We start from the raw sequence: 21,675 nt of genomic DNA, 5'->3' as shown, positions 1-21,675 counted from the left end.
AGCGGCGACGCGACCTTTAGCGGGGCGGTGCGCTTCGGGACAATGGCTTTTGGTTTCTTGGTGCAACCGGGATGCAGCCGACGCCTCGCCGCGCCGGCTGCATCCCGTGGGGCTAGAGGACGCCGATCATTGAGGCGACCAGCGGGTGACGGACGATGTCGCGTTCGGCCAGGCGAACCACGGCGATGTCCGGCACGGCCTCCAGGCGGGCGGACACGTCGGACAGGCCCGAGATGCCGGGCAGCAGGTCGGACTGCTGCGGGTCGCCCGTGACCACCATGGTCGAGTGCCAGCCCAGGCGGGTCAGCAGCATCTTCAGCTGCACGTAGGTGCAGTTCTGGGCCTCGTCCACGACGATGAAGGCGTTGTTCAGCGTGCGGCCGCGCATATAGCCGATGGGCGCGATCTCGATCAGGCCCTCGGCCATCAGGGCCTTGACCCGCTTCATCGACAGGCGATCCGACAGGGCGTCGTAGAGCGGGCGCAGATAGGGGGCCAGCTTGTCCTCCATGTCGCCGGGCAGGAAGCCGATCGATTCCCCGGCCTCGACGGCGGGACGGCTGAGGACGATGCGGCCGACCTTTCCGGCCTCCAGCGCCTCGACGGCCTTAGCGACGGCGAGATAGGTCTTGCCGGTGCCTGCGGGACCGAGCGCCATGACGAGGTTATGGGTGTCGATGGCCTCCATCATTTCGATCTGGCCCTCCGACTTCGGCTTCAGGGTCTTGAGGTAGCCCTGTTCCCGATCATCGTTGGACGGGTTGGGCGACCAGCCTGACCTTTCGTTGTGAGGGGCATGGAGCCGGCGAACTTTCGACTCCTCCATGAAGTCACGCGAATCCAGGATTCCGTGTTCACGCGTTTGACGCTTGGTTGCAGCACGCTTGGTCATGGACGCCTCCAGGGCATGAAAAAAGGCGGACCCGAACGGGTTCCGCCTTGGATGGTCTTGGGGAGGAAAGGGTCGCGGCCCGCATCGCAGCGACCGCCCGGATCGACAGCTGAGCCGTCTGCAACGGGACAGGCCCGCCGCCGAACAACCGAACCAGGATCCCAACGCGCCACGCGAAAGCCCCGACAATGACCGGACCGGGCTTGATCCGGCTTCGGATCCGGGGCCGAAATGACGACCCACGAATCGCATCAACAGAATGATGCTATCGTGGTTAGCGATCCGTTAAAGCCCTCATTTTTCAAAGATTAGGTGGTGTACTGATGACCATTTACGCATTGGGCGACAGCAAACCTCAGCTTCCGCCTGAGGGCGAATACTGGGTGGCTCCAAGTGCGTCGGTGATAGGGAATGTGATTCTGCATTCCAACGCCAGCGTCTGGTTCGGCGGCGTGCTGCGCGGGGACAACGATCCCATCACAGTGGGTCCCGACAGCAACATCCAAGACGGCAGCGTCCTGCATACCGACATGGGATCGCCCCTGACGCTGGGGCGCGGCGTGACGGTGGGGCACAAGGCCATGCTGCACGGCTGTGAGGTCGGGGATTACAGCCTGATCGGCATCGGGGCGGTGGTGTTGAACGGGGTGAAAATCGGCAAGAACTGCATCATCGGCGCGAACGCCCTGATCACCGAGGGCAAGGTCATTCCCGACAACAGCCTGGTCGTGGGGCAGCCGGGCAAGGTGGTGCGCGAACGCGATCCGGCGCACATCGCCGTGCTGCAAATGTCGGCCGAGCACTATGTGCAGAACTGGAAGCGGTTTGCGGCGGAGTTGAGGGCGGTCTGACCCTCAGGTCGCGAGAACCGCCCGCGCCGCTGCCGCATCCGCGTCGATCTGGGCCTTCAGGGCGTCGAGGCCGTCGAAGGTTTCCTCGCTGCGCAGCCAAGCGATCAGCTGGGTGTCCAGCGTCTGGCCGTAGAGGTCGCCGTCGAAGTCGAACAGCCAGACCTCCAGCAGAGGGGTCTCCAGCGCATACATGGGGCGCAAACCCAGGCTGGCGACGCCGTCGATGATGCGCCCGTCCGCCAAGCGGCTGCGGGTCGCATAGACGCCGTAGGCGGGGCGCATGTAGTCGCTGAGCGCGATGTTGGCGGTCGGCACGCCGATGGTGCGGCCGCGCTTGTCGCCGTGGATCACCTCGCCCCGGATGGCGAATGGGCGGCCCAGGATGGCGGCGGCGCGGGCCATGTCCCCGGCCTTCAAGGCCTCGCGTACGGCGCTGGACGACAGTTTCAGGCCGTGGGCGTCGTCCAGGCGTTCGGCGACCGACACGGTGAAGCCCAGCCGCTCGCCATAGGCGCGCAGACCCTCGGGCGAGCCGGAGCGGCCCTTGCCGAAGGTGAAGTCGAAACCGACGGCGGCGTGGCGGATGCCCAGGCCTTCCGACAGCACCCGCTCGGCGAAGGCAGCGTCGGTCATGCCGGCCATCTCGGCGTCGAAGGGCAGAAGATACAGGACGTCCACGCCCAGCGGCGCCAGAGCCTCGGCCATCTGGTCGGCGGTCATCAGGCGGAAGGGCGCGGCCTCGGGCTGGAACCAGCGGCGCGGATGGGGATCGAAGCTGACGACGCCTAAAGGCGCGCCCAGCCTTTCAGCGGCGTCACGCGCGCCGGCGATGACGGCCTGGTGGCCGCGATGCACGCCGTCGAAGGCGCCGACGGCGACCGCCGCGCCCTTCAGGGCCTCGGACAGGCCGCGCCAGTCGCGGACGATCTGCATCAACGCTGGGACGGTTTGCGCCGGCGGGGCACGCGGACGACGGCGACGCCGTCCATGATCATGGTCTCGCCGACGAAGCCTTCGCAACTGAGCTTGACCCGCGCGCTCTCGGCCTCGACCTCGATCACGGTGATCACGATGCGAACGACGTCGTCGATGCGCACCGGCTGATGGAAGGCCAGGGTCTGGGAGATGTAGATCGATCCCGCGCCCGGCAGCATGGTGCCGACCACCGCCGAGCCGAACGAGGCGCTGAGCAGGCCGTGCGCGATCCGGCCGCGATAGGCGGTCTTGGACGCGTAAGCCTCGTCCAGGTGGACGGGATTGAAGTCGTCGGACGCCTCGGCGAACAGCCGGATGCGGTCCTCCGTGGCGACGACGATTTTTTCGGCGGCCATGCCGACGTGAAGTTCGTCCAGGATGTAACCACCGGACGGATGCTGTTGAACCAATTCGACCATGGATGAGGCTTTAGCGGCGGTGCGACAAAATGGCGAGCCTTACCAGGCGAGTTCGAGCGCGGCGTATCGCGCATAGGTCGTTTCCGCCTTCAACAGGGCGGCGGCGCGGGCGGGGTCCAGGGTTCCGTCCTCGCCCTTGGCCTGGTCGCCGTGGATGCCCTGGGCGATGAACAGGCAGTCCAGCGCCTGGGCGTTGGCGCCCATGACGTCGGTGACGACACCGTCGCCGATGCACAGGACGCGCGAGCGATCGACCGGACGACCCAGCAGGGTTTGCGCCTCGTGCAGGGCCAGGTCGTAGATGGGGGCGAAGGGCTTGCCCGCCATGACGACGCGACCGCCCAGGGATTCGTAGAGATCGGCCAGCGACCCGCCGCAGTAGATCAACTGGTCGCCCCGCTGCACCACGCGGTCGGGGTTGGCGCAGATCAGTTCGATATCGCGCGCCGCGCCGACGGCGAACCGCTCGCGGTAGTCCTCGGGCGTATCGACCGTATCGTCGAAGGGGCCGGTGACGGAGATGAAGGCGGCGTCTTCAGCGCTGGCGGCGCGTGTCAGGTCCAGACCGGCGTAGAGGGGGGCGTCGCGTTCGGGGCCGACGATCCAGGCCGGGCCGGGCGCGCGCTTGGCCAGTTCGGCGCGGGTCGCGTCGCCGGAGGTGACGAAGGCCTTCCATGCCTCGCGCGGCACGCCCAGCCCGTCGAGTTGGGCGATCACGTCCGAAGCCGGACGGGGCGAGTTGGAGATCAGCACGACGTGCCCACCCTCGCGGTTGAACCGCGTCAGCGCCTCGCAGGGCGCCGCCCAGCTTTCGCGGCCGTTGTGGATCACGCCCCACACGTCGCAGAGCAGGATGTCGTAGTCGCCGGCGACGGCGCCGAGGTGAGGCAGGGCGTGGGGGAGGGTCATGGGAGGCAAGTAGCGGTTCAAGGCCGCCCGTGAAAGTCTCCTCCCCATGAAATGGGAGGGGGACCGCGAAGCGGTGGAGGGGTTCTTGAGGCGGGCTCGGCGCCTGTGATGCGGGGAGAGCCCCTCCGTCACGTCGCTGAAGAAGCGCCGCGCCACCTCCCCGCGAAGCGGGGAGGAGACAGATTGTTTAGCTGAACCGTCGGCGCTGTTCTGCGCTGCGCAGGGTGGAGCGGAGGAACTCGGCCGGGGGGTCGGTCTCGGCCAGGACCTGTTCCTTGATGGCGCGTGGTTCGCCGAACAGGTGGCCCTGGCCCATCGCAACATCGAGCTCCAGGATGTCAACGACCTGGCGTTCGTTCTCGACCTTTTCGGCGATGACCTCGACGCCGTAGCGACGGGTCAGGGCGGCGAAGTCGGCGGCCTGGATGTCGGGCATGGAGCGCAAGGGCGCGCCGCCGTCCAGGTCCAGCAGTTGTTCGATCATAAGGTCCGCCGAGACCTTGATGAACTTGACATCCGAACGCTGCAGGTCGGCGAAGTCGAGATCCAGCGTCTGGACCTTGTCCAATGAGAAGCGGAAGCCGAGGTCGGCCAGCTTGGCCATGTTGCGGGCCTCGATGGCGCCGCGGGCGTCGAAGGTGGCCTGACCCAATTCGAAGATCAGGGCCTGGTTCAGGTCGCGGTTCTCGGACAGGAAGTCGAGGAACTGCGGGAAGAAGGTGTCGTCGCCCAGCGAGGTCAGGGCCACGTTGCAGAAGACGCCGACCTTGCGGTCCTGACGCGCCAGGCGGCGCACGATCTGGGCGCAGCGGAACAGCAGCAGATTGTCGATGGCCGGCACCAGGCCCTCGCCCTCGGCCATGGACAGGTATTCCGCCGGCATCATGACGCGGTCGGTCGAGTCCCGCAGGCGGGTGAAGCTCTCGTAGAAGATGGTCCGGCGCTGGGGCAGGGAGACGACGGGCTGAAGATACAGATCGACGCGACCTTCGCTGAGCGCCTCGTGGATCGTGCGCAGCAGGACGTTGGACTGGGCCACGCGACGGCCCTCGAAGGTCTCGACACCGATGTGGGGCGCGGCCGACAGGCGTTCGTCGATGCTCTCGCTCATCTGCTGGACCAGGGATTCCAGCATGCGGACCTCGCCGGTCAGGGCGTCGGTGTCGGACAGGACGCCGCTCTCGATGGCGTGGGCCAGTTCGGTCAGAGCGCCTTGCGTCGACTCCATGGCATCGGCCAGCAGGCGGTGGGCCTCTCGGACCTGGCCGATTTCCTTCTTCAGGATGCGGCGCTCGGCGATGCCGGTGACGATGCCGTGAAAGGCGCCCAGCAGACCCAGCGCGCCAAGCGTTCCGGCCACGCCTGCCCCGATACCCAGACCGGCGCGCCACAGGAAGGCGCCCACGGTCATGCCGAGGAACAGATAGGCGAAGTAAAGAAAGCCCGTTGTTACGTTGCGCATCGACTGGCGGTCGGCCACTCCCGGATGGAATCGCCCGAGTATCAGGCTATCAATGTCATTCGGCTAGAGCGGGACGATAAATATCCCCGCCAGAACCACGGGAAACGCAATGGAACTGTTCGATCTGACCGGCAAGGTCGCAATCATCACCGGATCGTCGCGCGGAATCGGCAAGGCGATCGCCGAACGGCTGGCCGAACACGGCGCCAAGGTGGTCATCTCTTCGCGCAAGGCCGGGCCGTGCGATGAGGTCGCCGCAGAGATCAACGGCAAATATGGAGAGGGCCGCGCCATCGCGGTTCCGGCGAACATCGCGTCCAAGGAAGATTTGCAGCGTCTGGTGGACGAGACCAACGCCGCCTTCGGCAAGGTCGATATCCTAGTCTGCAACGCGGCGACCAATCCCTATGCCGGGCCGATGGCGGGCATCGCCGACGACCAGTTCGAGAAGATCCTGCAGAATAACGTCATCTCGAACCATTGGCTGATCCAGATGGTCGCGCCGCAGATGGTGGAGCGCAAGGACGGGGCGATCCTGGTGATCTCGTCCATCGGCGGCTTGCGCGGCAATGCGCTGATCGGCGCCTATAATATCTCCAAGGCGGCGGACATGCAGCTGGTGCGGAACCTGGCGGTGGAGTGGGGGCCGTCGAACGTGCGGGTCAACTGTATCGCGCCGGGCCTAGTGCAGACCGACTTCGCCAAATATCTTTGGGAAAATCCCGAGCTGTTGAAGACGGTCACCGAGCCGGCGCCACTGAAAAGGATAGGGCAGCCCGATGAAATCGCGGGCACGGCGGTCTATCTGTGCAGCCCTGCGTCGGCCTATGTGACCGGGCAGACGCTTGTGGTGGACGGTGGATTGACGATTGCCTGGTGAAGAAACGCGCTCAAGCCCGACGGGCGGTCGCGCCGCGAGTGTGAAACAGGATCTGATCTGGCGTCTGGAGGCCTTGGGCTTCCAGGCGTTGTTCGGGTTTCTGCGCCTGCTGGGCGTCGAACGAGCGTCGGGGCTGGGTGGCTGGCTGCTGCGCACGCTGGGTCCGCTGACCGGCACGCAGAAGACGGTAATGAGGAATCTGCGGATCGCCTTTCCCGACCTGCCCGCCGCCGAGCGTGAGGCGCTGGCGCTGGCCCAGTGGGACCAGACGGGGCGGACCTTCGCCGAGCTGGCGGTGATGGACCACCTGACGCCCGAGGGCGGGCGGGTCGAGGTGGTCGGGATGGAGCGGCTGCACGCCCTGCGCGACAGCGGCCGGCCGGCAGTGCTGATCTCGGGCCATCTGGCCAACTTCGAGGTGATGGCGGCGGTGATCATGGCCTCGGGCGTGCCGTGCCAGGTGACCTATCGCGCCGCGAACAATCCGTATGTCGACGCCCTGATCCGCCAGAGCCGCGAGCGATACGGCATCCACCTGTTCGCGCCCAAGGGCGACGGGACGCGCGAGCTGATGGCGGGGATGAAGCGTGGCGATTCCATCGCCCTGCTTGTCGATCAGAAATACAATCAGGGGCCGGAGGTCGAGTTCTTCGGTCAGCCGGTCAACGCCTCGCCGGGGGCGGCGAGGCTGGCGCTGAAGTTCGATACGGTCATGCTGCCACTATCGGTGGTGCGGCTGCCGGGCGTCCGGTTCCGGGTGACGGCGCACGAGCCGATCGTCGTCAGCCAGAGCGAGGACAAGGCGGCCGATACCCTGGCGGGAATTCAGGCCGCCAATCGCTTCGTCGAGGATCGGGTGAGGGAGCGGCCCGTGGACTGGTTCTGGGTCCACAAGCGCTGGCCCGACAAGGTCTATGCGGCGTTGGAGCGCGCGGCTTCGGACGAACGGCGGAACGGTCCGGCGTAGTCCGGCGTCTCGCGCCGACGGCGGCAGGGGCCGTTGTAGTCGTCGGTCTTGATGAAGGCGCGGGGCCGCATGATGACGGCGTTGATCCGGTCCAGCACGGCCTTGGCCGTGATCGGTTTGACGATGAACTCGGTCACGCCGGCGTCGCGGGCCTCATAGACGCGGCTGCGCTCGGAATGACCGGTCATCATGATGATCGGCAGGAAGGTGTTGGGGCTGTCGGGGCTGGTGCGGACCAGGCGGGTGAACTCGACCCCATCCAGCGGGAACATGTTGAAATCGACGATGGCCAGGTCGATGGGGTGGCGTCGCAGCAGGTCGAAGGCGGTCGCGCCCTCGGCCGCCTCATGGACGTTGCGGATATCGGCCGAGTGCAGCACGGCGGCGGCGATGGCGCGCATGTTCTGATTGTCGTCCACGAGCAGGACGTTCAGCGATCTAAGAGAAAACATCGGTCCCCGACGAATGGCGCCTGGACGCTTAAGGGGATGTACCTAGTCCTGCAAGCGCAGCCTTTGATCAGGCGAGCATTTCCGGGACGCGGGCGCCGACCATCAGCGACGGGTCCAGATTGCGGTCGCGCCATTTCATGCGCCAGCACAGGTGCGGGCCGGTGGCGCGGCCGGTCATACCGACACGGCCCAGCGGATCGCCGCGCCGCACGCGCTGGCCCTGCTGCACGTCCAGCCGCGACTGGTGCAGGTAGCAGGTGATCAGGCCTTGGCCGTGGTCGATCAGGGTCAGGCCGCCCTCGAAATGCATGTCGGGCCGCACGAAGGCGATGCGGCCGTCGGCGGGGGCGCGGATCACGCTGCCCCGGGGCGCGGCGAGATCGATGCCGTAGTGGGGCCGGGCGGGCGTGCCGTTCAGGATGCGCTGGGCGCCCCAGGCGCTGGAGACGCGGTAGGTCTCCAGCGGCCAGATGAAGCCGGACTTGAAATCGTCGGCGTCGATGCGGCTGGCGAACCCTTCGGTCTTCAGCGCGATCTCGTGCTGGATGCGGGCCAGCAGGGCGGGGTCGCTGGGCGCGACGGTCGAGGGCGGCAGGCCGTTCACGCTGGTCGAGGGGAAGACGTAGGGGGCGATGTCGAGGGTGCGCCGCGCCGAGCGATTGCCGGTGCGGGCCTCGATCTGGACGCTGGCGGCGGCGTCGCGGTCGAAGCCGATCACGAAGAGGCCGGCGGCTGAGGCGGTGGTCAGGGCCTCGCCATCGACGAAGATCAGGGCGCGCGGCGCGGTGCGACCGAAGGCGTAGCCGCCCTGACGCCAGGCGCCGTTCAGGGCCAGGGGCAGGGCGTTGCGATCTTGAGCCGCCAGCGGTGCAGCGATCAGGCTGGCGCCCGCGCCGGTCAGCAGGGCGCGGCGAGACGGGATCATGTCGCGGCTTGCTGGGCCGCGATGAATTCGGCGGGACCGTAGTAGGGCTGCTGGCGCGTCGGGCTCCAGTAGCGGAGGATTTCCAGCGGGATCGCCTTGTCCGTCACGGCGCAGCGTACGAAGCGGCCGGGCTTCAGCACCGCGAACTCGCCGTCGCCATAGTGAAGAACGGCCTGGTCTGCAGCGGTCATGTCCATGATCGGACGATAGCGGGCGGCGGCCGGTGCGAAAAGGGGTTCAGGGCGTGGCGACCGCATCCGTGATCGGACCGTCTGCGGCGCCGGGTCGGATCGCGCCGGCCGGGGGCGGCTTGGGCTTGCCGCCCATCCGGTCGGTGAACAGGAAGACGAACGGGTTCAACGAGATCGACAGCAGGGCGGCGGCCAGGATCAGGTCGTGGGTCTCGCGGCTCATGGCGCCCAGGGACACGCCCAGCGCGGCCAGGATGAAGGAGAACTCGCCGATCTGGGCCAGGGAGGCCGCGACGGTGAAGCCGGTCGGGCGGTCCAGTTTGAAGGTCTTGGTGATGACGAGGGCCGCGACCGACTTGCCGACGATGATGATGCCCACCACGCCCAGGACGGCCCAGGGCTGGCGCACCACGATCATCGGGTCGAACAGCATGCCGACGGAAACGAAGAACAGCACGGCGAAGGCGTCGCGCAGCGGCAGCGACCGCTCGGCCGCATTGTGACCCAGGGGCGAGGCGTTCATCACCAGGCCGGCCAGGAAGGCGCCCAAGGCGAACGAGTGGAACAGGAAATAGGCCAGCCAGGCGATGCCCAGGGCGATGGCCAGAACGCCCAGGGTGAAAAGTTCGCGCGACTTGGTGTGGGCGATGCGGATCAGTAGCCACGGAATGACCTTGCCGCCGACGACCAGCATGCCGACGACGAAGAGGACCACCTTGAGTAGGGTCAGGCCGACGTCGGTCCCCAAGGCGGCGAAGTCCGTCTGGGTTCCGGGCGGAACCAGGATCATGGGCAGCATGACCAGAGCGATGACGATGACCAGATCCTCGACGATCAGCCAGCCGACGGCGATGCGCCCGATCTCGCCCTTGACCTGTTTGCGCTCCTCCAGCGCCCGCAGCAGGACGACGGTGGAGGCGACGGACAAGGCGAAGCCCATCAGCAGGGCCTCGACATCGCCCTGGCCCAGGACGAACCGGCCGAGACCCCAACCCAGCACGGTGGCGACGGTGATCTGAACCAGGGCGCCTGGAATGGCGACCTTGCGGACCTGCATCAGGTCCTTGGGCGAGAAGTGCAGACCGACGCCGAACATCAGCAGGATGACGCCGATCTCGGCCAGCTGCGGCGCCAGTTCGGTGTCGGCGACGAAGCCGCCCGTATAGGGACCGACGATGACGCCAGCGACCAGATAGCCGACCAAGGGCGACAGTTTCAGCCGATGCGCCAGCATGCCGAACACGAAGGCGAGGACGAAGCCCCCGACCAGGGTGAGGATCAGGCTGTCGGCATGCGGCATCAGGGCTCCTGTCGCGGGCGAGGGGTGCGGTGTGGGCAGGCTTTGCAGTTGGGGCGCGACGGCGGGTTTGACAAGATGACGCAGTGTCGCGCGGGGCGGAAAACGGCTTCGCCTTCGCGGCTATTCGCCTGCGAAGTTATTGGAGGGCTGGGCGGAGCGCCGGGCCTTCGCCCGGAGTGTGATTAGAGATTACCGTTTCGACGAAGGGTTGACGCTCCGCGCGGGTGGTTGGCCTGCAAGCTCGGGGCGTCGAGCGGTGGCGGTCTTATCGCCTAACCCCATAAGCCTGCGACGGGTCGGCGGGATCTGCGAAACCCCGTCCCGAGTGCGATCGAGTATCCCCCTCAATCCTCCGACGGCGTTCGCCGCCGGCGCGGGCCGTTTCAGACCCGCTCCCGTTCCATCCGCTCCCGCCACCGCAAGGTCGCAGGCCAAGCGAGCCCTCCGGGCGACGGGACGGCGTTAGAATACGCGCGTTTCGGAGGGGGGATGGGAGAACGGGGACATAAATCGGCAAGCGATTGGATTCGCTAGAAATGAACCAGCGTCATTGTGATGGCTGGGGCGCAATTCACGCTTCTCTACACCCGTCATCCTCGGCCTTGTGCCGAGGATCCACCAGTCCGCCGCATGATCACCGGGCGGGGCGCATGAACCGTTGTGCGCCTTCTTCGACGTTCGAGTCCGCCTGACCGTGGGTCCTCGGCACAAGGCCGAGGATGACGGACTTTAAAATAGAGGCGAGACGCCTGCGGGTCTTCGACAGCCGTCCGCCACAGGCATTCCTTCTCCCCTCGGGGGAGAAGGTGGGGCCGGAGGCCTTGGATGAGTGGTTTCTTTCCGCCTCGGGACGGTGAGGGTGAGACTGCGGAAACAGCCCCCTCATCCGTCTCGCTGCGCGAGCCACCTTCTCCCCCGAGGGGAGAAGGATTTGTCAGGCGTGGGATTCGTCCCAGTATTTTACCGCATCGGCGTCGCGGGCCGAGAGGTCGGGGTAGGCGGGGTCGGAGCCGACGTCGGGGACACGGCGCCAAGAGCGGGCGCATTTGGCTGTTTCGATTTTGGATACGATTGGCCAAACTCGTTCTTCATCAAAGCCCGTAGCAGTCCAACCGCTAAGCTCGCCAACACCCTGACGGATTGTTGCTGTGCTGGTTCGGAACACCTCAGCAGCGTCTAGGCCTACGAAAGCTTGATAAAGATCGTCGCTATCGATCCAGACCAGCACGTTGGCGTCTAGCGCACCGCCAATCCACTTGTTGTTTCTGCTGTGTTCCAACGCATCATTCACTAGCGAAATCACGCGCTGCACTTTCGCCCAACGCTCCGCCTCGGCCGGGTTCTTCCACTCCGCCGGCGTCTCCGGGATCACTCGGGCGCAGTTGGTGCCGGCATCCGGGAAGCGCGTCGTCCAGGCTTCTTCCATGGTGAACGGGGTCAACGGAGCCAGCCACGCAGTCAGGCGCATGAAGACCTCGTCCATCACCGTGCGGGCGGCGCGACGGCGAAGGCTGTCGGGGCGGTCGCAGTAGAGGGCGTCCTTGCGGATGTCGAAATACAGGGCCGACAGGTCGTTGGAGCAGAACTCCAGCACCGGGCGGACGACGTCCTGGAAGCGGTATTCAGTGTAGGCGCTGCGGACCTGGGCGTCGAGTTCGTGCAGGCGGTGCAGGATGAACTTTTCGAGCGGCGGCATCTGGTTCAGCGGCAGCCGCTCGGCCTCGTCGAAATCGGCCAAGGCGCCCAGCAGATAGCGGACGGTGTTGCGCAGCTTGCGATAGGCGTCGACCGTGGTCTGGAGGATCTGTTTGCCGATCCGCTGGTCCTCGGAATAATCGACCAGGGCCACCCATAGGCGCAGGATGTCGGCGCCGGATTCCTTGATGATGGTCAGGGGATCGGTGGTGTTGCCCTTGGACTTGGACATCTTCTCCCCCTTTTCGTCGAGGGTGAAGCCGTGCGTCAGGACCGCCTTGAACGGGGCGCGGCCACGGGTGCCGCAACCTTCCAGCAGGGACGACTGGAACCAGCCGCGGTGTTGGTCCGAACCTTCCAGATAGAGGTCGGCAGGCCAGTGCGCCGGGCGGTCGCCGGCATAGCCGTGCTCGGCCGTGCGCGGGTCCAGGGTGAAGGCGTGGGTCGAACCGGAATCGAACCAGACGTCCAGGATGTCCTCGACCTTTTCGTAGCGGGCCGGGTCGTGGGCGCCGAGGAAGTCGGCGTCGGGCGCGGTGAACCAGATGTCGGCGCCGTGTTCGGCGACGGCGGCGACTATGCGGGCGTCGACCTCGGCGTCATGCAGAGGCTGGCCGGTCTGTTTGTCGATGAACATGGCCAGCGGCGTGCCCCAGGCGCGCTGGCGGCTGACCAGCCAGTCGGGACGGCCCTCGACCATCGAGCGGATGCGGTTCTTGCCGGCGGCGGGGTGGAAGGCGGTGTCGTCGATGGCCTTCAACCCCGTCTCGCGCAGGGTGTCGCCGGACTTCAGCGGCTCGTCCATGCGGATGAACCACTGGGGCGTATTGCGGAAGATGATCGGTGCCTTTGAGCGCCACGAGTGGGGATAGGAGTGCTCCATCCGGCCGCGCGCCAGCAGGTTGCCAGCCTCGATCAGCTTGTCCATCACCGCGCCGTTGGCGGGGCCGAACTTGCCGGTCTTCTTGCCTTCGGTCTCCAGCACCTTCAGGCCCGCGAACAGGGGGACGCCAGGGTAGTAGGCGCCGTCGGGATCGACCGTATCCGGCACCTCGTGATGACCGTGGGCCTTCCAGACCTCGAAGTCGTCGGCGCCGTGGCCCGGGGCGGTGTGGACGAAGCCTGTGCCGGCGTCGTCGGTGACGTGGTCGCCGGCCAGCAGGGGCACCGAGAAGCCGTAGCCACTGTCGAGCGCCGCCAGCGGGTGGGCGGTTTCCAGGCCCGACGGATTGATGTCGTAGACGCGGGTCCAGGCGGCGATCTTGGCGGCCTTGAACACGTCCTCGGCCAGCTTGTCGGCCAGGATCAGGCGGTCGCCCGGCTTGGCCCAGGGCGCGAACTCCAGCCCCTCTTCCATCGCCGTGACCTCATACAGACCATAGGCGATCTCGGGGCCGTAGCTGATGGCGCGGTTGGCCGGGATGGTCCAGGGCGTGGTGGTCCAGATGACGATGGACGGGGTGCCGGTGCGGAAGGCCAGCAGGTCGTCGGGATGGTCGTCGGACATGGCCGTGACCGGGAACTTGACCCAGATCGTCGGGCTGACGTGGTCGTGGTATTCGATCTCGGCGTCGGCCAGCGCCGTGCGCTCGACCGGCGACCACATGACGGGCTTGGACCCTCGATACAGTTGGCCCGAGTTCTTGAACTTGTGGAACTCGGCGACGATGGCCGCCTCGGACGTGAAGTCCATGGTGGCGTAGCGGTTGGCGAAGTCGCCGGTGATGCCCAGGCGTTTGAACTGGTCGCGTTGCAGGTCGATGTATTTGCCGGCGTATTCGCGGCAGGCGGCGCGGAACTCGTCCTTGGAGACCTCGTCCTTGCGGCGGCCCTTGGCGCGGAACTGTTCCTCGATCTTCCACTCGATCGGCAGGCCGTGGCAGTCCCAGCCGGGGACGTAATCGACGTCGTAGCCCAGCAGGAAGCGGCTGCGGACAACGAAATCCTTCAGCGTCTTGTTCAGCGCATGGCCGATGTGGATGTCGCCGTTGGCGTAGGGCGGGCCGTCGTGCAGGACATAGAGGGGGGCGTTCTGCTTCTGCCGCTCGGCGCGCAGGGTTCCGTACAGGTCGCCCCACTGTTCCAGGATGATCGGCTCCTTCTGGGGCAGGCCACCGCGCATGGGGAAGGGCGTCTCGGGCAGGAAGACGGTGTCGCGATAGTCGCGGGCGGTGGATTCAGGGGCGTCAGCCATGGGAAGTCTCGGAGTCTCTAGAGTTACGTTCGCTGTTCTTCGCCCTATCGCGCTTCGCGCTGCTTGAGGGCTGTCGATCCCGGCGTGCACGGGGCCAAGAGGCCCAAAGTTGCTACGCCGGGCGGCTAATCGAAATCAGGCGAATGGAGACGCGGACGGTCATTATGCGGGCGGTCTAGCAGACGGATGCGGCATTGCGCCATCCCGAAGCGCAGGCGTCATCAACGGAAACGAAAGGCTTTTGTCGTTTTGGTGAATGCAGGATCGGCCGGCGTCTTGCCCAGTCGACACGAAATCTACGTTTGGGAGTTCCCGCCGATGCGGCTGCGGATCACGAAATGGATGCTGGGCCTGGCGGCCGGTCTCGCTGTCTCGGCGGGCGCCGGCGCCGCACTGGCGCAATGCACGTCCGGCTGCGAGCCGCCGCCCTGCACATCGTGCGAGCCGCCGCCTCCGCCCGAGCCGCCGCCCTGCAACGGCGGTGGAAACTGCGGTCCCGGCGGCGGTGGAAATTGGAACGGCAACATCAACACCAACGTCAATGTGAACGTGAACCTTGGCGCGAACGCCAATGCGAACGCGGGCGCGAACGCCAGCTCGGGCGCCCGGTCGTATCTGAACGCGCGGGCCGGCGGGTTCTCGGGCAGCTTCGGCGGGGGGGGCGGCGCGGCCTATGTAAGCGTGGACCAGCCCTATCCGACCACGATCCAGGGCCTGGCCGTCGAGGGCATGGTCGCCCAGACCATCCGCACGCCCTACAGCGCCTTCCGCAGCATGATGAAGCGGGTCGTCATCCAGGCCGTCTGCATCGACGACCGCCAGGTGCCGCACCCTGCCTCGCAGGTGCGGCCGGATCGCGAGATCGCGGACGGGTTCGACGGCGAGCTTTATCGCTGCCTTTCGGGCACATGGCTGCAGGCGACCATCGCGGACTATAACGGCGACATCAGCTTCGATCACGGCACGACCCTGACCTGCCGCAAGCACGAGGCGCTGTGGTACGGGCCGGAAGGCAAGCTGGAATGCCGTCCCGAGAAGCCCGAGCGCGACTGCAACGAGCGTTCGCTGCTGCGTCGCTACGGCGCCGGGGTGAAGATCCTGACGATGTATCGTGAAGAGGAATACACCGAATACCGCGAGGAACAGGTCGAGAGCGCGACCGTGCTGACCGGGGTCATCACCTTGGATGGCGGCGTCGGCGGCCGGGTGTTCTGAACGGGAACCGAACTGGTCTGTTCAGCCGCCGATCAGGCGGGAAGTGAAATAACAAGACCGTCGGCTCTCCGTCGACGATCCTGACGACTGGCCCCGGCTCGCAAGAGCCGGGGCCTTTTTCATGGGCGTTTATTGAGACGTGGCGGCCTGGGCCGTGACGGTGGCGCGCCAGGCGGCGTCGGGCTTCAGATACTGGCGGGCCAGGGTCTGAAGATCGGCGGCGGTGACGGCTTCCAGGGTGGCGACCTGGCTGCGGGTCTGGTCCAGCGTGGCCGGGTTGGACTGGGCCTCGGCCAGCTGGGTCATCCAGTAGCCGTTGTCGGCCATGCTGCGGCGCAGGCGTTCGACGGCCGGGCGGCGGGCGCGGTTCAGTTCGTCGTCGCTGACCGGGTTGTCGCGCAGATCGGCGGCGATGGCGTCCACCGTCTCGAACAGCGTGGGCAGGGCGGCGGGCGGGGTTTCCGCCGTCACCGAGATGAAGCCGTAGCCGGGATAGACGTCCGAGGCGCTGGAGCCGGCGCTGGGCGAATAGGCCAGGCCTTGTTTCTCGCGGATCTCGTCGTTCAGGCGCAGTTGCAGCACGTCCGACAGGATCGACAGCTGCCGCGCGGTCTTGCGGTCGGTGACCTGGTCGGTGGTCGGCCAGGCGACGAAGCCCAGCGCCTGTTCGGCCGGGCCTGTGTGATGCAGCTGGACCGGCGTGGCGACGGGTGCGGGGAATTTGCGCTCGGTCGAGCCGGCGGGCGGGGTCGGTTCGGCGCCGCGCGAGGGCAGGGCGCCGAAGGTCGAGCCGACGGCGGCGATGACGGCGTCGATGTCCACGTCGCCGACGACGGTGATTTCGACCGGACCCTGGGCCAGGGCCGAGCGGACGCCGTTTCGGACGTCGTCGATCTGGATCGCGGCGATCTGTTCCGCTGTCGGGGTCATTTCGCGCGCATCGCCGCCAGCCAGAAGGCCCGAGGCGTCACGCTGGAACACGCCTCGCGGCGTGGCGCCCAGCTGGGCCAGGATCTGCGGGAACATGGCCTTGGTCTGTTCGAACGGCGCGGCGCGCAGGCCGGGATCGGTCAGATAGGCGGCCAGAACCTGAAGCTCCAACTGGAGGTCGGCGGGCTTGGTCGCGCCCGAGAAGACATAGGCGTCGCCGGCCTGGTTGACCGAGGCGCTGTAGGTCCGGCCGCTGAGGACGCGGTTGATCTCGTCCAGGCTGAGCTTGCCCAGGCCGCCAGGCGTCAGGACCGTGCTGGCCATCGACAAGGGCGACAGCGCATCGGCCGGCAGGCCGAGTTCGCCGATGCCGGTGCGGGCGCTGACCAGAATCTGTTCGGCGCGGAAGTCGGTCTTCTTGATGTTCAGCAATGTGCCGTTCGGGAAGCGGACCAGGGTGGCGCCCAGGTCTGCGACCTCGGTGCGCGAGGCCGGGACGGCGGGGGCGCCGAAGTTGTCATAAGGCCATTTCAGCTCGGCCTCAACGGCGCGGGCCTGGATCGGGGTGTTGCGTGAGGCCTCCAGCGCGGCAGTGACGGCCGCTTCGCCGCCCTCGACCGGGACGGGTGAGCTGAACAGCACCAGCGGACCCTGGCCCTCGAACACGGCCTTGGCCGCCTGGTTGACCTGATCGACCGTGAGGCCCTCGACCGCCTTGTTGAAGAGGTCGAGATTGGTCTGGGGCGCGCTGAAGACCTGATCGTCGTTGACGGCGCCGAGCAGGCCGGTGGCGAGGGCCGGGGTCGAACGGGTCGCGGCCGAGGCCACGGCGTTCTGAAGGGCGGTGCGGGTGTTGACGATCTCGCGCTGAAGCTCGGCGTCGGTCACGCCGTATTCGGCCAGGCGACGGCTTTCCTGTTCGACGGTCTCAAGCGCGCGCTGCCAGCCGCCGGGATTGAAGGCGACCGACAGGGTGCCGGCGTCCAGACTGTCGAACAGCGACTGATAGCCGGCGCCGGCGCCGATGAAGGGCGGGTTGTCGGCGCGGGCGATCTCGCCCAGGCGACGGTTCAGCACGGACAGGCCCAGGCCGCGACGGATGTCGGCGGCGCGCTCGGCGGCCGTGTCGGGTTCCAGGTCGGGGTTCTTGATCCAGTTGATCTGGATCGAGGACTGGATGCCGGGCTCGACCAGGATGCTGGTCTGGGGCTCACGCGGAGCGACCGTTCCGAGATCGGGTTCGGGACCGTCGGCGGCCGTAGGTTTCCAGTCGGCGAAGGCCGCACGGACCTTGGCCTCCATCGCGTCCACGTCGAAGTCGCCCACAGCGATGAAGGTGGCGCGCGAGGGACGATAATAGGCGTCGTAGAAGTCGACGAACCGTTGGCGCGGGGCATTGCGGATGATGTCGAGGTCGCCGATCGGCAGACGCTCGGACAGCCGCTGGCCGGGCGCCAGCAGACCCAGCTGGGTCTTCAGCACGCGCAGTTGCGGCGTGTCGCGGGTGCGTTCCTCGCCGACGATGACGCCGCGCTCGGAATCGATGGCGTCCGGCGCCATCAGGGCCGCCGACATCATCTCACGCAGGATGTGCAGGCTGGGATCGACCGTCTCGTCCTTGGTGTTCGGCAGCTCCAGCATATAGGCGGTCTGATCGAAGCTGGTGAAGGCGTTGGTGTCTGCGCCGAAGGCCAGGCCCAGGCGTTCGAGGATACGCAGCATCTCGTTTTCCGGCACGTCCTTGGTGCCGTTGAAGGCCATGTGCTCCATGAAGTGCGCCAGACCCTTCTGGTCGTCGCGCTCCATCAGCGAGCCGGCGTCGATGCGCAGGCGGAACGAGGCCTGGCCCGGAGGCGTCGCATTGTGCAGCAGGGCGTAGCGCATGCCGTTGGGCAGCAGGCCGTAACGGACGGCGGGATCGGCAGTAATGTCGCTGGCGGCCTGGGCCCAGGGGGCGGACGGCGCGACCTGACCGGCCGAGGCGGCGGCGGGGGCGGCTGTCTGGGCGAAAGCGGGGGCGGCGAACGCCCCGGTGATAAGGGCCAGTCCCGAGACGGCGACGAGCAGCAGATGACGCGCAGAACGCATGATATCACTCCGAAACCGCAACCCCCGATGGAGCGGCGGGGTTTGGAGTAGGGGAGCGACGGGCGTGGATCAAGGGTCGCAAATCTGAGGGTTGCCCAGCCGGCAGAGGTGAGCGAAACCGGCAGGATGATCATTCGCCCCGAGACCCCCGCCGATGTTGCGTTCATCAGGTCGTTGACCGACGCCGCCTTTGTCGGGGTCGAACACAGCAGTCAGACCGAGGGCGCCATCGTCGATGCCTTGCGGCGCGCCGGCGCGCTGAGCCTGTCGCTGGTGGCCGAGCAAGACGGTGCGATCATCGGCCATGTCGGGTTTTCACCCGTGCGGATCGATAGCGAGGACATCGGATGGTTTGGCCTGGGGCCGGTCTCGGTGTCGCCAGGCCTGCAAAGGGGCGGGGTCGGATCGGCTTTGATAAAGGCGGGGCTTGATCTGCTGGAGAGCCAGGGCGCGAAGGGATGCGTCGTGCTGGGCGACCCCCAATACTATGGCCGGTTCGGCTTCAGCAGCGACCACGGGCTTCGATACGGCGATGTGCCCGCCGAGTATTTCCAGTCGCGCGTGATGAGCGGCGAACCCGTCGGGGGCGAAGTGACCTACCACGAGGGCTTCGAAGCGACCTGAGCGTCAGCGATCCACGACCAGCTTCAGACCGTCCGCAAGAGCGTCAGCCGCCCGGGCGGCTGACATAGAAGGTGGCGGTGTTGCCGACGGCGTTGGCGCCGACGACGGCGGTGCGGCCGGAGGCGACCGTTGCGCTGGTAGTCGCCGTCACATTGCCGCTGTTGGTCTGGTTGTTGGTGATGTTGACGTCGCCGCCGCCGCACTGGGTACAGGCGTAGCCGGTCACCGCATTGCCGACCGCGTCGGCGCCGACATAGGCGTCATAGCCGTTGACGCCCACATAGGTCGCGTTGGCCTCGACCCCGCCGGAGTTCAGCTGGGTGTTGTCCAGCTTCAGATAGATGTCGTTATTGCCGGCGACGGTCTCGTTGGCGACGCTGCGGGCGGCCAGCACCGTCTGGCCCTGGAGATTGGTCTGGACGCGGGCGTCGGCGCGAACGCGGCCGGCGTTGGTCTGGTCCGTCGCGATCAGCATCGAGCCGCCGGCGTTGGCCGTGATGGCCTGGTTGGCGCCTGCGTTGGCGCCGACCGTCAGGTCCCAGGCGTTGTCGACATAGACGTCGGTGCGGGCCTCGGTCGTCGAGGCGCCGTTGGACTGACGGATGGCCAGGTCCTGGTGCGAGGCGCCGGTCGTATTGGTCTGGACCGCATTGGCGACGGCCTGGGACGAGAAGGTGGCGGGCGCGGGGATGTATTGAACATCGGCGACGGTCTCGGCGAAGACGGTGGTCTGGGCCGTCTGGTCGATGACGCCGGTCAGAGAGGAGGAGGGGCCGCCCATGGCGACGGTGTTGGCGACGGCGGCGCTGGTCGCGAAGCCGCCCTGGAGCACGCGGCCGCCCGGCACCTGGACATAGGTTCCGGCCCGCACCTGATCGCCGGTCGAGGACTGGGTGGCATCGACGGCGAAGGTCGCGCGGTCTGTGGTGACGGCCAGGTAGTTGCCGCGCGCGGTGGTCTGGACGCTGAGCTGGCCGTCGGCCTCGCCGTTCACGACGACATTGCTGCGCGCGACCGTCGCACCGGTCATGGTCTGGCGCGAGACCAGGCCGGCGGACGCAGCTGTCACCCCGCCCGCGAGCGCATTGCCCTGGGCGCTGTTGCTGACGGTCACCTGATCGACGGACATGTCGATGTCCACCAGGCCGGTGACGTCGCCGGTCTGGGTCTGGGTGCTGGAACAGGCTTCGCCGGCTTGCGGATCGCAGGCCGGCGTCGCTTGCGCGCTCGCTTCAGTGGCGAGTGCGGCGAACGTCGCCGTCGCGACTATCATTCCAGCGAGACGGATCGGCGCGGGTCTGGCCATTGTTCGTGTCCTGAGTGGGATAGGCCGGATAATAACCGCCGGTCGGACCGACGGTGGAATCGCCGAGCGGATCGTTGGCGGCGTTGAGGCAGATTTCGGGGCCGGGCGCGCCATAGAGGTTAGCCATAAACTCGACCGTGGCGCGTTCGACCAGAGCGCGGACGGCCAGCTGCGTCGGCTCCATGCCGCCGGTGCCGGCCGAGATGTCGAAGACGTTGCCGTTCAGGAAGTCGAACACGCCGGCCGAGATCTCCCGGCCGATGATCTGCTTCTGATAGGAGACGACATCGACGACCTCCAGCGTGGTCGTCTGGACCAGGCGCAGGTCCATGGCGATGTTCATCACATAGACGCGGTGGTTGACGATGCCCGAGCCGGGGCGATTGCTGTCGACCTCGCCGCCGGCGATGTCGAAGCCGCCCGAGCGGATGTTGTAGTTCACCTCGGTGATGCCGCCGACGACATAGAAGTCCGAGCCGGGCACCTGGCCGGCCAGGATGCGGCGGTACTGGGTGTCCTCGGGGCCCTGGGCGTCGGGGGCCTGATCGCCGATCAGCTTGTTGTTGGCGTAGCGCAGCTCAAGCTCGGACACCGAGGTGTCGTAGCGTTCGACGATGCGGGCGCCGGCCTTGGCCAGGGCCGAGTTGGCCATCAGGGAGGCGCCGCCGGTGATCTGGCGTCCGCCGTCCGAAGAAACCGTGCCGGTGTAGTCGCTGATCCGGCCCACGGCCATGCGCGGCGAGGGCAGGTTGTAGCGACGTGCGTAGTCGGCCAGGCAGTACAGGGCTGCGGAATAGGGGGTCGGGTTGGCGGTCACCGGCGCATTGCCGATCGGGGTCGCATATTGACCCGACGGACCTGCGACCGGACTGACGCAGCCGGCGAGCAGCAGGGCGACGGCCGAGACGGCGGCTCCCCCTTTAATGAGATGGCGGCGGCTCATGGCAGGTCGATGTTCCCGTTCAGGGCCGTGCCGGCGTTGATCGCGCCGGTGTTGGTCTGTGTCGAGTTGACGATGACGGTGTTGCGGCTGCCCTGGACCACCACGTTCAGCTGATTGCCGATGGCGGTGGAGCCGCCGATGGTCGTGCCGCCGTTGCTGGACGAGCCTGCGCCGGCATAGGCCGAGGCGACGCCGCCCGACTGGCTGGAATAGGAGGATGCGCCCGGCTGGATGATGCCGTTGACGATCAGGCGGTTGCCGTTGGCGTCGCGGGTATAGCCGGTGGTGGCGGTGTTGGCGGCCTGTCGCGCGCCGCCGTAACCCTGCTGGAAGCGCGATGCGCCGCCCGACCCCGTCGATTGCGCGGCGGCCGGCAGGCTCGCTGCGGCCACGACGGCCATGACGGCGGTGGATAGAAACAGCCTCTTGGCGGGCATTACGATGGTTCCTCGCGCAC

At 67.1% G+C, this 21,675-nt stretch carries 19 protein-coding genes; 5 read left to right on the top strand and 14 right to left on the bottom strand.

Annotated features, from left to right (window positions below; translation table 11 throughout):
- Positions 1–112 precede the first annotated feature (112 nt).
- Positions 113–904, bottom strand: coding sequence for a PhoH family protein (locus tag ACQY72_RS05115; RefSeq protein WP_428156678.1), 792 nt, complete (start codon positions 902–904; stop codon positions 113–115).
- Positions 905–1,215: 311 nt separating this feature from the next.
- On the opposite strand from ACQY72_RS05115, the gene ACQY72_RS05110 reads away from it, so the two are divergent.
- Positions 1,216–1,743, top strand: coding sequence for a gamma carbonic anhydrase family protein (locus ACQY72_RS05110; protein WP_428156175.1), 528 nt, complete (start codon positions 1,216–1,218; stop codon positions 1,741–1,743).
- Between the two features lie 3 nt (positions 1,744–1,746).
- Here the strand turns inward: ACQY72_RS05110 and ACQY72_RS05105 are convergent, their stop codons facing one another.
- The 4 genes from ACQY72_RS05105 to ACQY72_RS05090 all read right to left on the bottom strand — a co-directional run bounded on the left by ACQY72_RS05105 (position 1,747) and on the right by ACQY72_RS05090 (position 5,508).
- Positions 1,747–2,676, bottom strand: a complete 930-nt coding sequence (locus tag ACQY72_RS05105; RefSeq protein WP_428156174.1) for a bifunctional riboflavin kinase/FAD synthetase — start codon at positions 2,674–2,676, stop codon at positions 1,747–1,749.
- Positions 2,676–3,137, bottom strand: a complete 462-nt coding sequence (locus ACQY72_RS05100) for a MaoC family dehydratase (protein ID WP_135193325.1) — start codon at positions 3,135–3,137, stop codon at positions 2,676–2,678. The genes ACQY72_RS05105 and ACQY72_RS05100 overlap by 1 nt, the downstream gene beginning before the upstream one ends.
- A gap of 39 nt (positions 3,138–3,176) precedes the next feature.
- Positions 3,177–4,046 (bottom strand): TIGR01459 family HAD-type hydrolase, encoded by an 870-nt coding sequence (locus ACQY72_RS05095; protein ID WP_428156173.1) that lies wholly within the window; start codon positions 4,044–4,046, stop codon positions 3,177–3,179.
- Positions 4,047–4,233: 187 nt separating this feature from the next.
- Positions 4,234–5,508, bottom strand: coding sequence for an EAL domain-containing protein (locus ACQY72_RS05090; RefSeq protein ID WP_428156172.1), 1,275 nt, complete (start codon positions 5,506–5,508; stop codon positions 4,234–4,236).
- A 109-nt stretch (positions 5,509–5,617) separates the two neighbouring features.
- Between ACQY72_RS05090 and ACQY72_RS05085 the strand changes: the two genes are divergently transcribed.
- Both ACQY72_RS05085 and ACQY72_RS05080 read left to right on the top strand, forming a co-directional pair.
- Positions 5,618–6,388 (top strand): SDR family NAD(P)-dependent oxidoreductase, encoded by a 771-nt coding sequence (locus tag ACQY72_RS05085; RefSeq protein WP_372694883.1) that lies wholly within the window; start codon positions 5,618–5,620, stop codon positions 6,386–6,388.
- A 40-nt stretch (positions 6,389–6,428) separates the two neighbouring features.
- Complete coding sequence (locus tag ACQY72_RS05080) at positions 6,429–7,355, top strand: lysophospholipid acyltransferase family protein (RefSeq protein ID WP_428156677.1); 927 nt, start codon at positions 6,429–6,431, stop codon at positions 7,353–7,355.
- Here the strand turns inward: ACQY72_RS05080 and ACQY72_RS05075 are convergent.
- The 5 genes from ACQY72_RS05075 to ileS form a co-directional block, all read right to left on the bottom strand.
- Positions 7,301–7,807, bottom strand: a complete 507-nt coding sequence (locus tag ACQY72_RS05075) for a response regulator (protein ID WP_428156171.1) — start codon at positions 7,805–7,807, stop codon at positions 7,301–7,303. The genes ACQY72_RS05080 and ACQY72_RS05075 overlap by 55 nt on opposite strands.
- A 67-nt stretch (positions 7,808–7,874) precedes the next feature.
- On the bottom strand, positions 7,875–8,732 hold the full coding sequence (locus ACQY72_RS05070) for a M23 family metallopeptidase (RefSeq protein WP_428156170.1): 858 nt from the start codon (positions 8,730–8,732) through the stop codon (positions 7,875–7,877).
- The gene (locus tag ACQY72_RS05065; RefSeq protein WP_428156676.1) at positions 8,729–8,929 is read right to left on the bottom strand and encodes a DUF2093 domain-containing protein; all 201 of its coding nucleotides are present in this window, start codon (positions 8,927–8,929) and stop codon (positions 8,729–8,731) included. The genes ACQY72_RS05070 and ACQY72_RS05065 overlap by 4 nt, the downstream gene beginning before the upstream one ends.
- Before the next feature lie 40 nt (positions 8,930–8,969).
- Positions 8,970–10,223 (bottom strand): cation:proton antiporter, encoded by a 1,254-nt coding sequence (locus tag ACQY72_RS05060; protein ID WP_428156169.1) that lies wholly within the window; start codon positions 10,221–10,223, stop codon positions 8,970–8,972.
- Positions 10,224–11,157: 934 nt separating this feature from the next.
- Positions 11,158–14,112 carry an isoleucine--tRNA ligase gene (ileS, locus tag ACQY72_RS05055; protein WP_428156168.1) on the bottom strand — a complete coding sequence of 985 codons (2,955 nt, stop codon included), beginning with the start codon at positions 14,110–14,112 and terminating at the stop codon, positions 11,158–11,160.
- Between the two features lie 318 nt (positions 14,113–14,430).
- Here ileS and ACQY72_RS05050 point away from each other — a divergent pair, with 318 nt between their 5' ends.
- Complete coding sequence (locus ACQY72_RS05050) at positions 14,431–15,327, top strand: hypothetical protein (protein ID WP_428156167.1); 897 nt, start codon at positions 14,431–14,433, stop codon at positions 15,325–15,327.
- Between the two features lie 129 nt (positions 15,328–15,456).
- Here the strand turns inward: ACQY72_RS05050 and ACQY72_RS05045 are convergent, their stop codons facing one another.
- Complete coding sequence (locus ACQY72_RS05045; RefSeq protein WP_428156166.1) at positions 15,457–18,345, bottom strand: M16 family metallopeptidase; 2,889 nt, start codon at positions 18,343–18,345, stop codon at positions 15,457–15,459.
- A gap of 126 nt (positions 18,346–18,471) precedes the next feature.
- Between ACQY72_RS05045 and ACQY72_RS05040 the strand changes: the two genes are divergently transcribed.
- Positions 18,472–18,969 carry a GNAT family N-acetyltransferase gene (locus ACQY72_RS05040; protein ID WP_428156165.1) on the top strand — a complete coding sequence of 166 codons (498 nt, stop codon included), beginning with the start codon at positions 18,472–18,474 and terminating at the stop codon, positions 18,967–18,969.
- Between the two features lie 43 nt (positions 18,970–19,012).
- On the opposite strand, the gene hfaD is transcribed toward ACQY72_RS05040, so the two are convergent.
- From hfaD to hfaA, 3 genes are read right to left on the bottom strand one after another with little or no spacing between them, the layout of a single operon-like run.
- Complete coding sequence (gene hfaD, locus ACQY72_RS05035) at positions 19,013–20,275, bottom strand: holdfast anchor protein HfaD (protein WP_428156164.1); 1,263 nt, start codon at positions 20,273–20,275, stop codon at positions 19,013–19,015.
- Positions 20,202–21,218 (bottom strand): holdfast anchoring protein HfaB, encoded by a 1,017-nt coding sequence (gene hfaB, locus ACQY72_RS05030; protein ID WP_428156163.1) that lies wholly within the window; start codon positions 21,216–21,218, stop codon positions 20,202–20,204. Before hfaB ends, hfaD begins: the two co-directional genes overlap by 74 nt.
- A complete protein-coding gene (gene hfaA / locus ACQY72_RS05025) occupies positions 21,215–21,655 on the bottom strand; it encodes a holdfast anchoring protein HfaA (protein WP_428156162.1) in 441 nt (146 codons plus the stop codon). The genes hfaB and hfaA overlap by 4 nt, the downstream gene beginning before the upstream one ends.
- Between the last annotated feature and the right edge of the window lie 20 nt (positions 21,656–21,675).

This window comes from Brevundimonas sp. (assembly GCF_965279155.1).
Taxonomy (GTDB): Bacteria; Pseudomonadota; Alphaproteobacteria; order Caulobacterales; family Caulobacteraceae; genus Brevundimonas.
Note: the sequence above shows the minus strand (reverse complement) of the source record. Positions and strands in the feature narration are given on the sequence as shown.

Coding starts and splice junctions, on each gene's coding strand:
- ACQY72_RS05110 (WP_428156175.1), top strand. CDS start 1,216: ATGACCATTTACGCATTGGGCGACAGCAAACCTCAGCTTCCGCCTGAG.
- ileS (WP_428156168.1), bottom strand. CDS start 14,112: ATGGCTGACGCCCCTGAATCCACCGCCCGCGACTATCGCGACACCGTC.
- ACQY72_RS05100 (WP_135193325.1), bottom strand. CDS start 3,137: ATGGTCGAATTGGTTCAACAGCATCCGTCCGGTGGTTACATCCTGGAC.
- ACQY72_RS05095 (WP_428156173.1), bottom strand. CDS start 4,046: ATGACCCTCCCCCACGCCCTGCCTCACCTCGGCGCCGTCGCCGGCGAC.
- ACQY72_RS05040 (WP_428156165.1), top strand. CDS start 18,472: ATGATCATTCGCCCCGAGACCCCCGCCGATGTTGCGTTCATCAGGTCG.
- ACQY72_RS05090 (WP_428156172.1), bottom strand. CDS start 5,508: ATGCGCAACGTAACAACGGGCTTTCTTTACTTCGCCTATCTGTTCCTC.
- ACQY72_RS05105 (WP_428156174.1), bottom strand. CDS start 2,676: ATGCAGATCGTCCGCGACTGGCGCGGCCTGTCCGAGGCCCTGAAGGGC.
- hfaD (WP_428156164.1), bottom strand. CDS start 20,275: ATGGCCAGACCCGCGCCGATCCGTCTCGCTGGAATGATAGTCGCGACG.
- ACQY72_RS05065 (WP_428156676.1), bottom strand. CDS start 8,929: ATGGACATGACCGCTGCAGACCAGGCCGTTCTTCACTATGGCGACGGC.
- ACQY72_RS05060 (WP_428156169.1), bottom strand. CDS start 10,223: ATGCCGCATGCCGACAGCCTGATCCTCACCCTGGTCGGGGGCTTCGTC.
- ACQY72_RS05070 (WP_428156170.1), bottom strand. CDS start 8,732: ATGATCCCGTCTCGCCGCGCCCTGCTGACCGGCGCGGGCGCCAGCCTG.
- hfaA (WP_428156162.1), bottom strand. CDS start 21,655: ATGCCCGCCAAGAGGCTGTTTCTATCCACCGCCGTCATGGCCGTCGTG.
- ACQY72_RS05085 (WP_372694883.1), top strand. CDS start 5,618: ATGGAACTGTTCGATCTGACCGGCAAGGTCGCAATCATCACCGGATCG.
- ACQY72_RS05075 (WP_428156171.1), bottom strand. CDS start 7,807: ATGTTTTCTCTTAGATCGCTGAACGTCCTGCTCGTGGACGACAATCAG.
- ACQY72_RS05050 (WP_428156167.1), top strand. CDS start 14,431: ATGCGGCTGCGGATCACGAAATGGATGCTGGGCCTGGCGGCCGGTCTC.
- ACQY72_RS05045 (WP_428156166.1), bottom strand. CDS start 18,345: ATGCGTTCTGCGCGTCATCTGCTGCTCGTCGCCGTCTCGGGACTGGCC.
- hfaB (WP_428156163.1), bottom strand. CDS start 21,218: ATGAGCCGCCGCCATCTCATTAAAGGGGGAGCCGCCGTCTCGGCCGTC.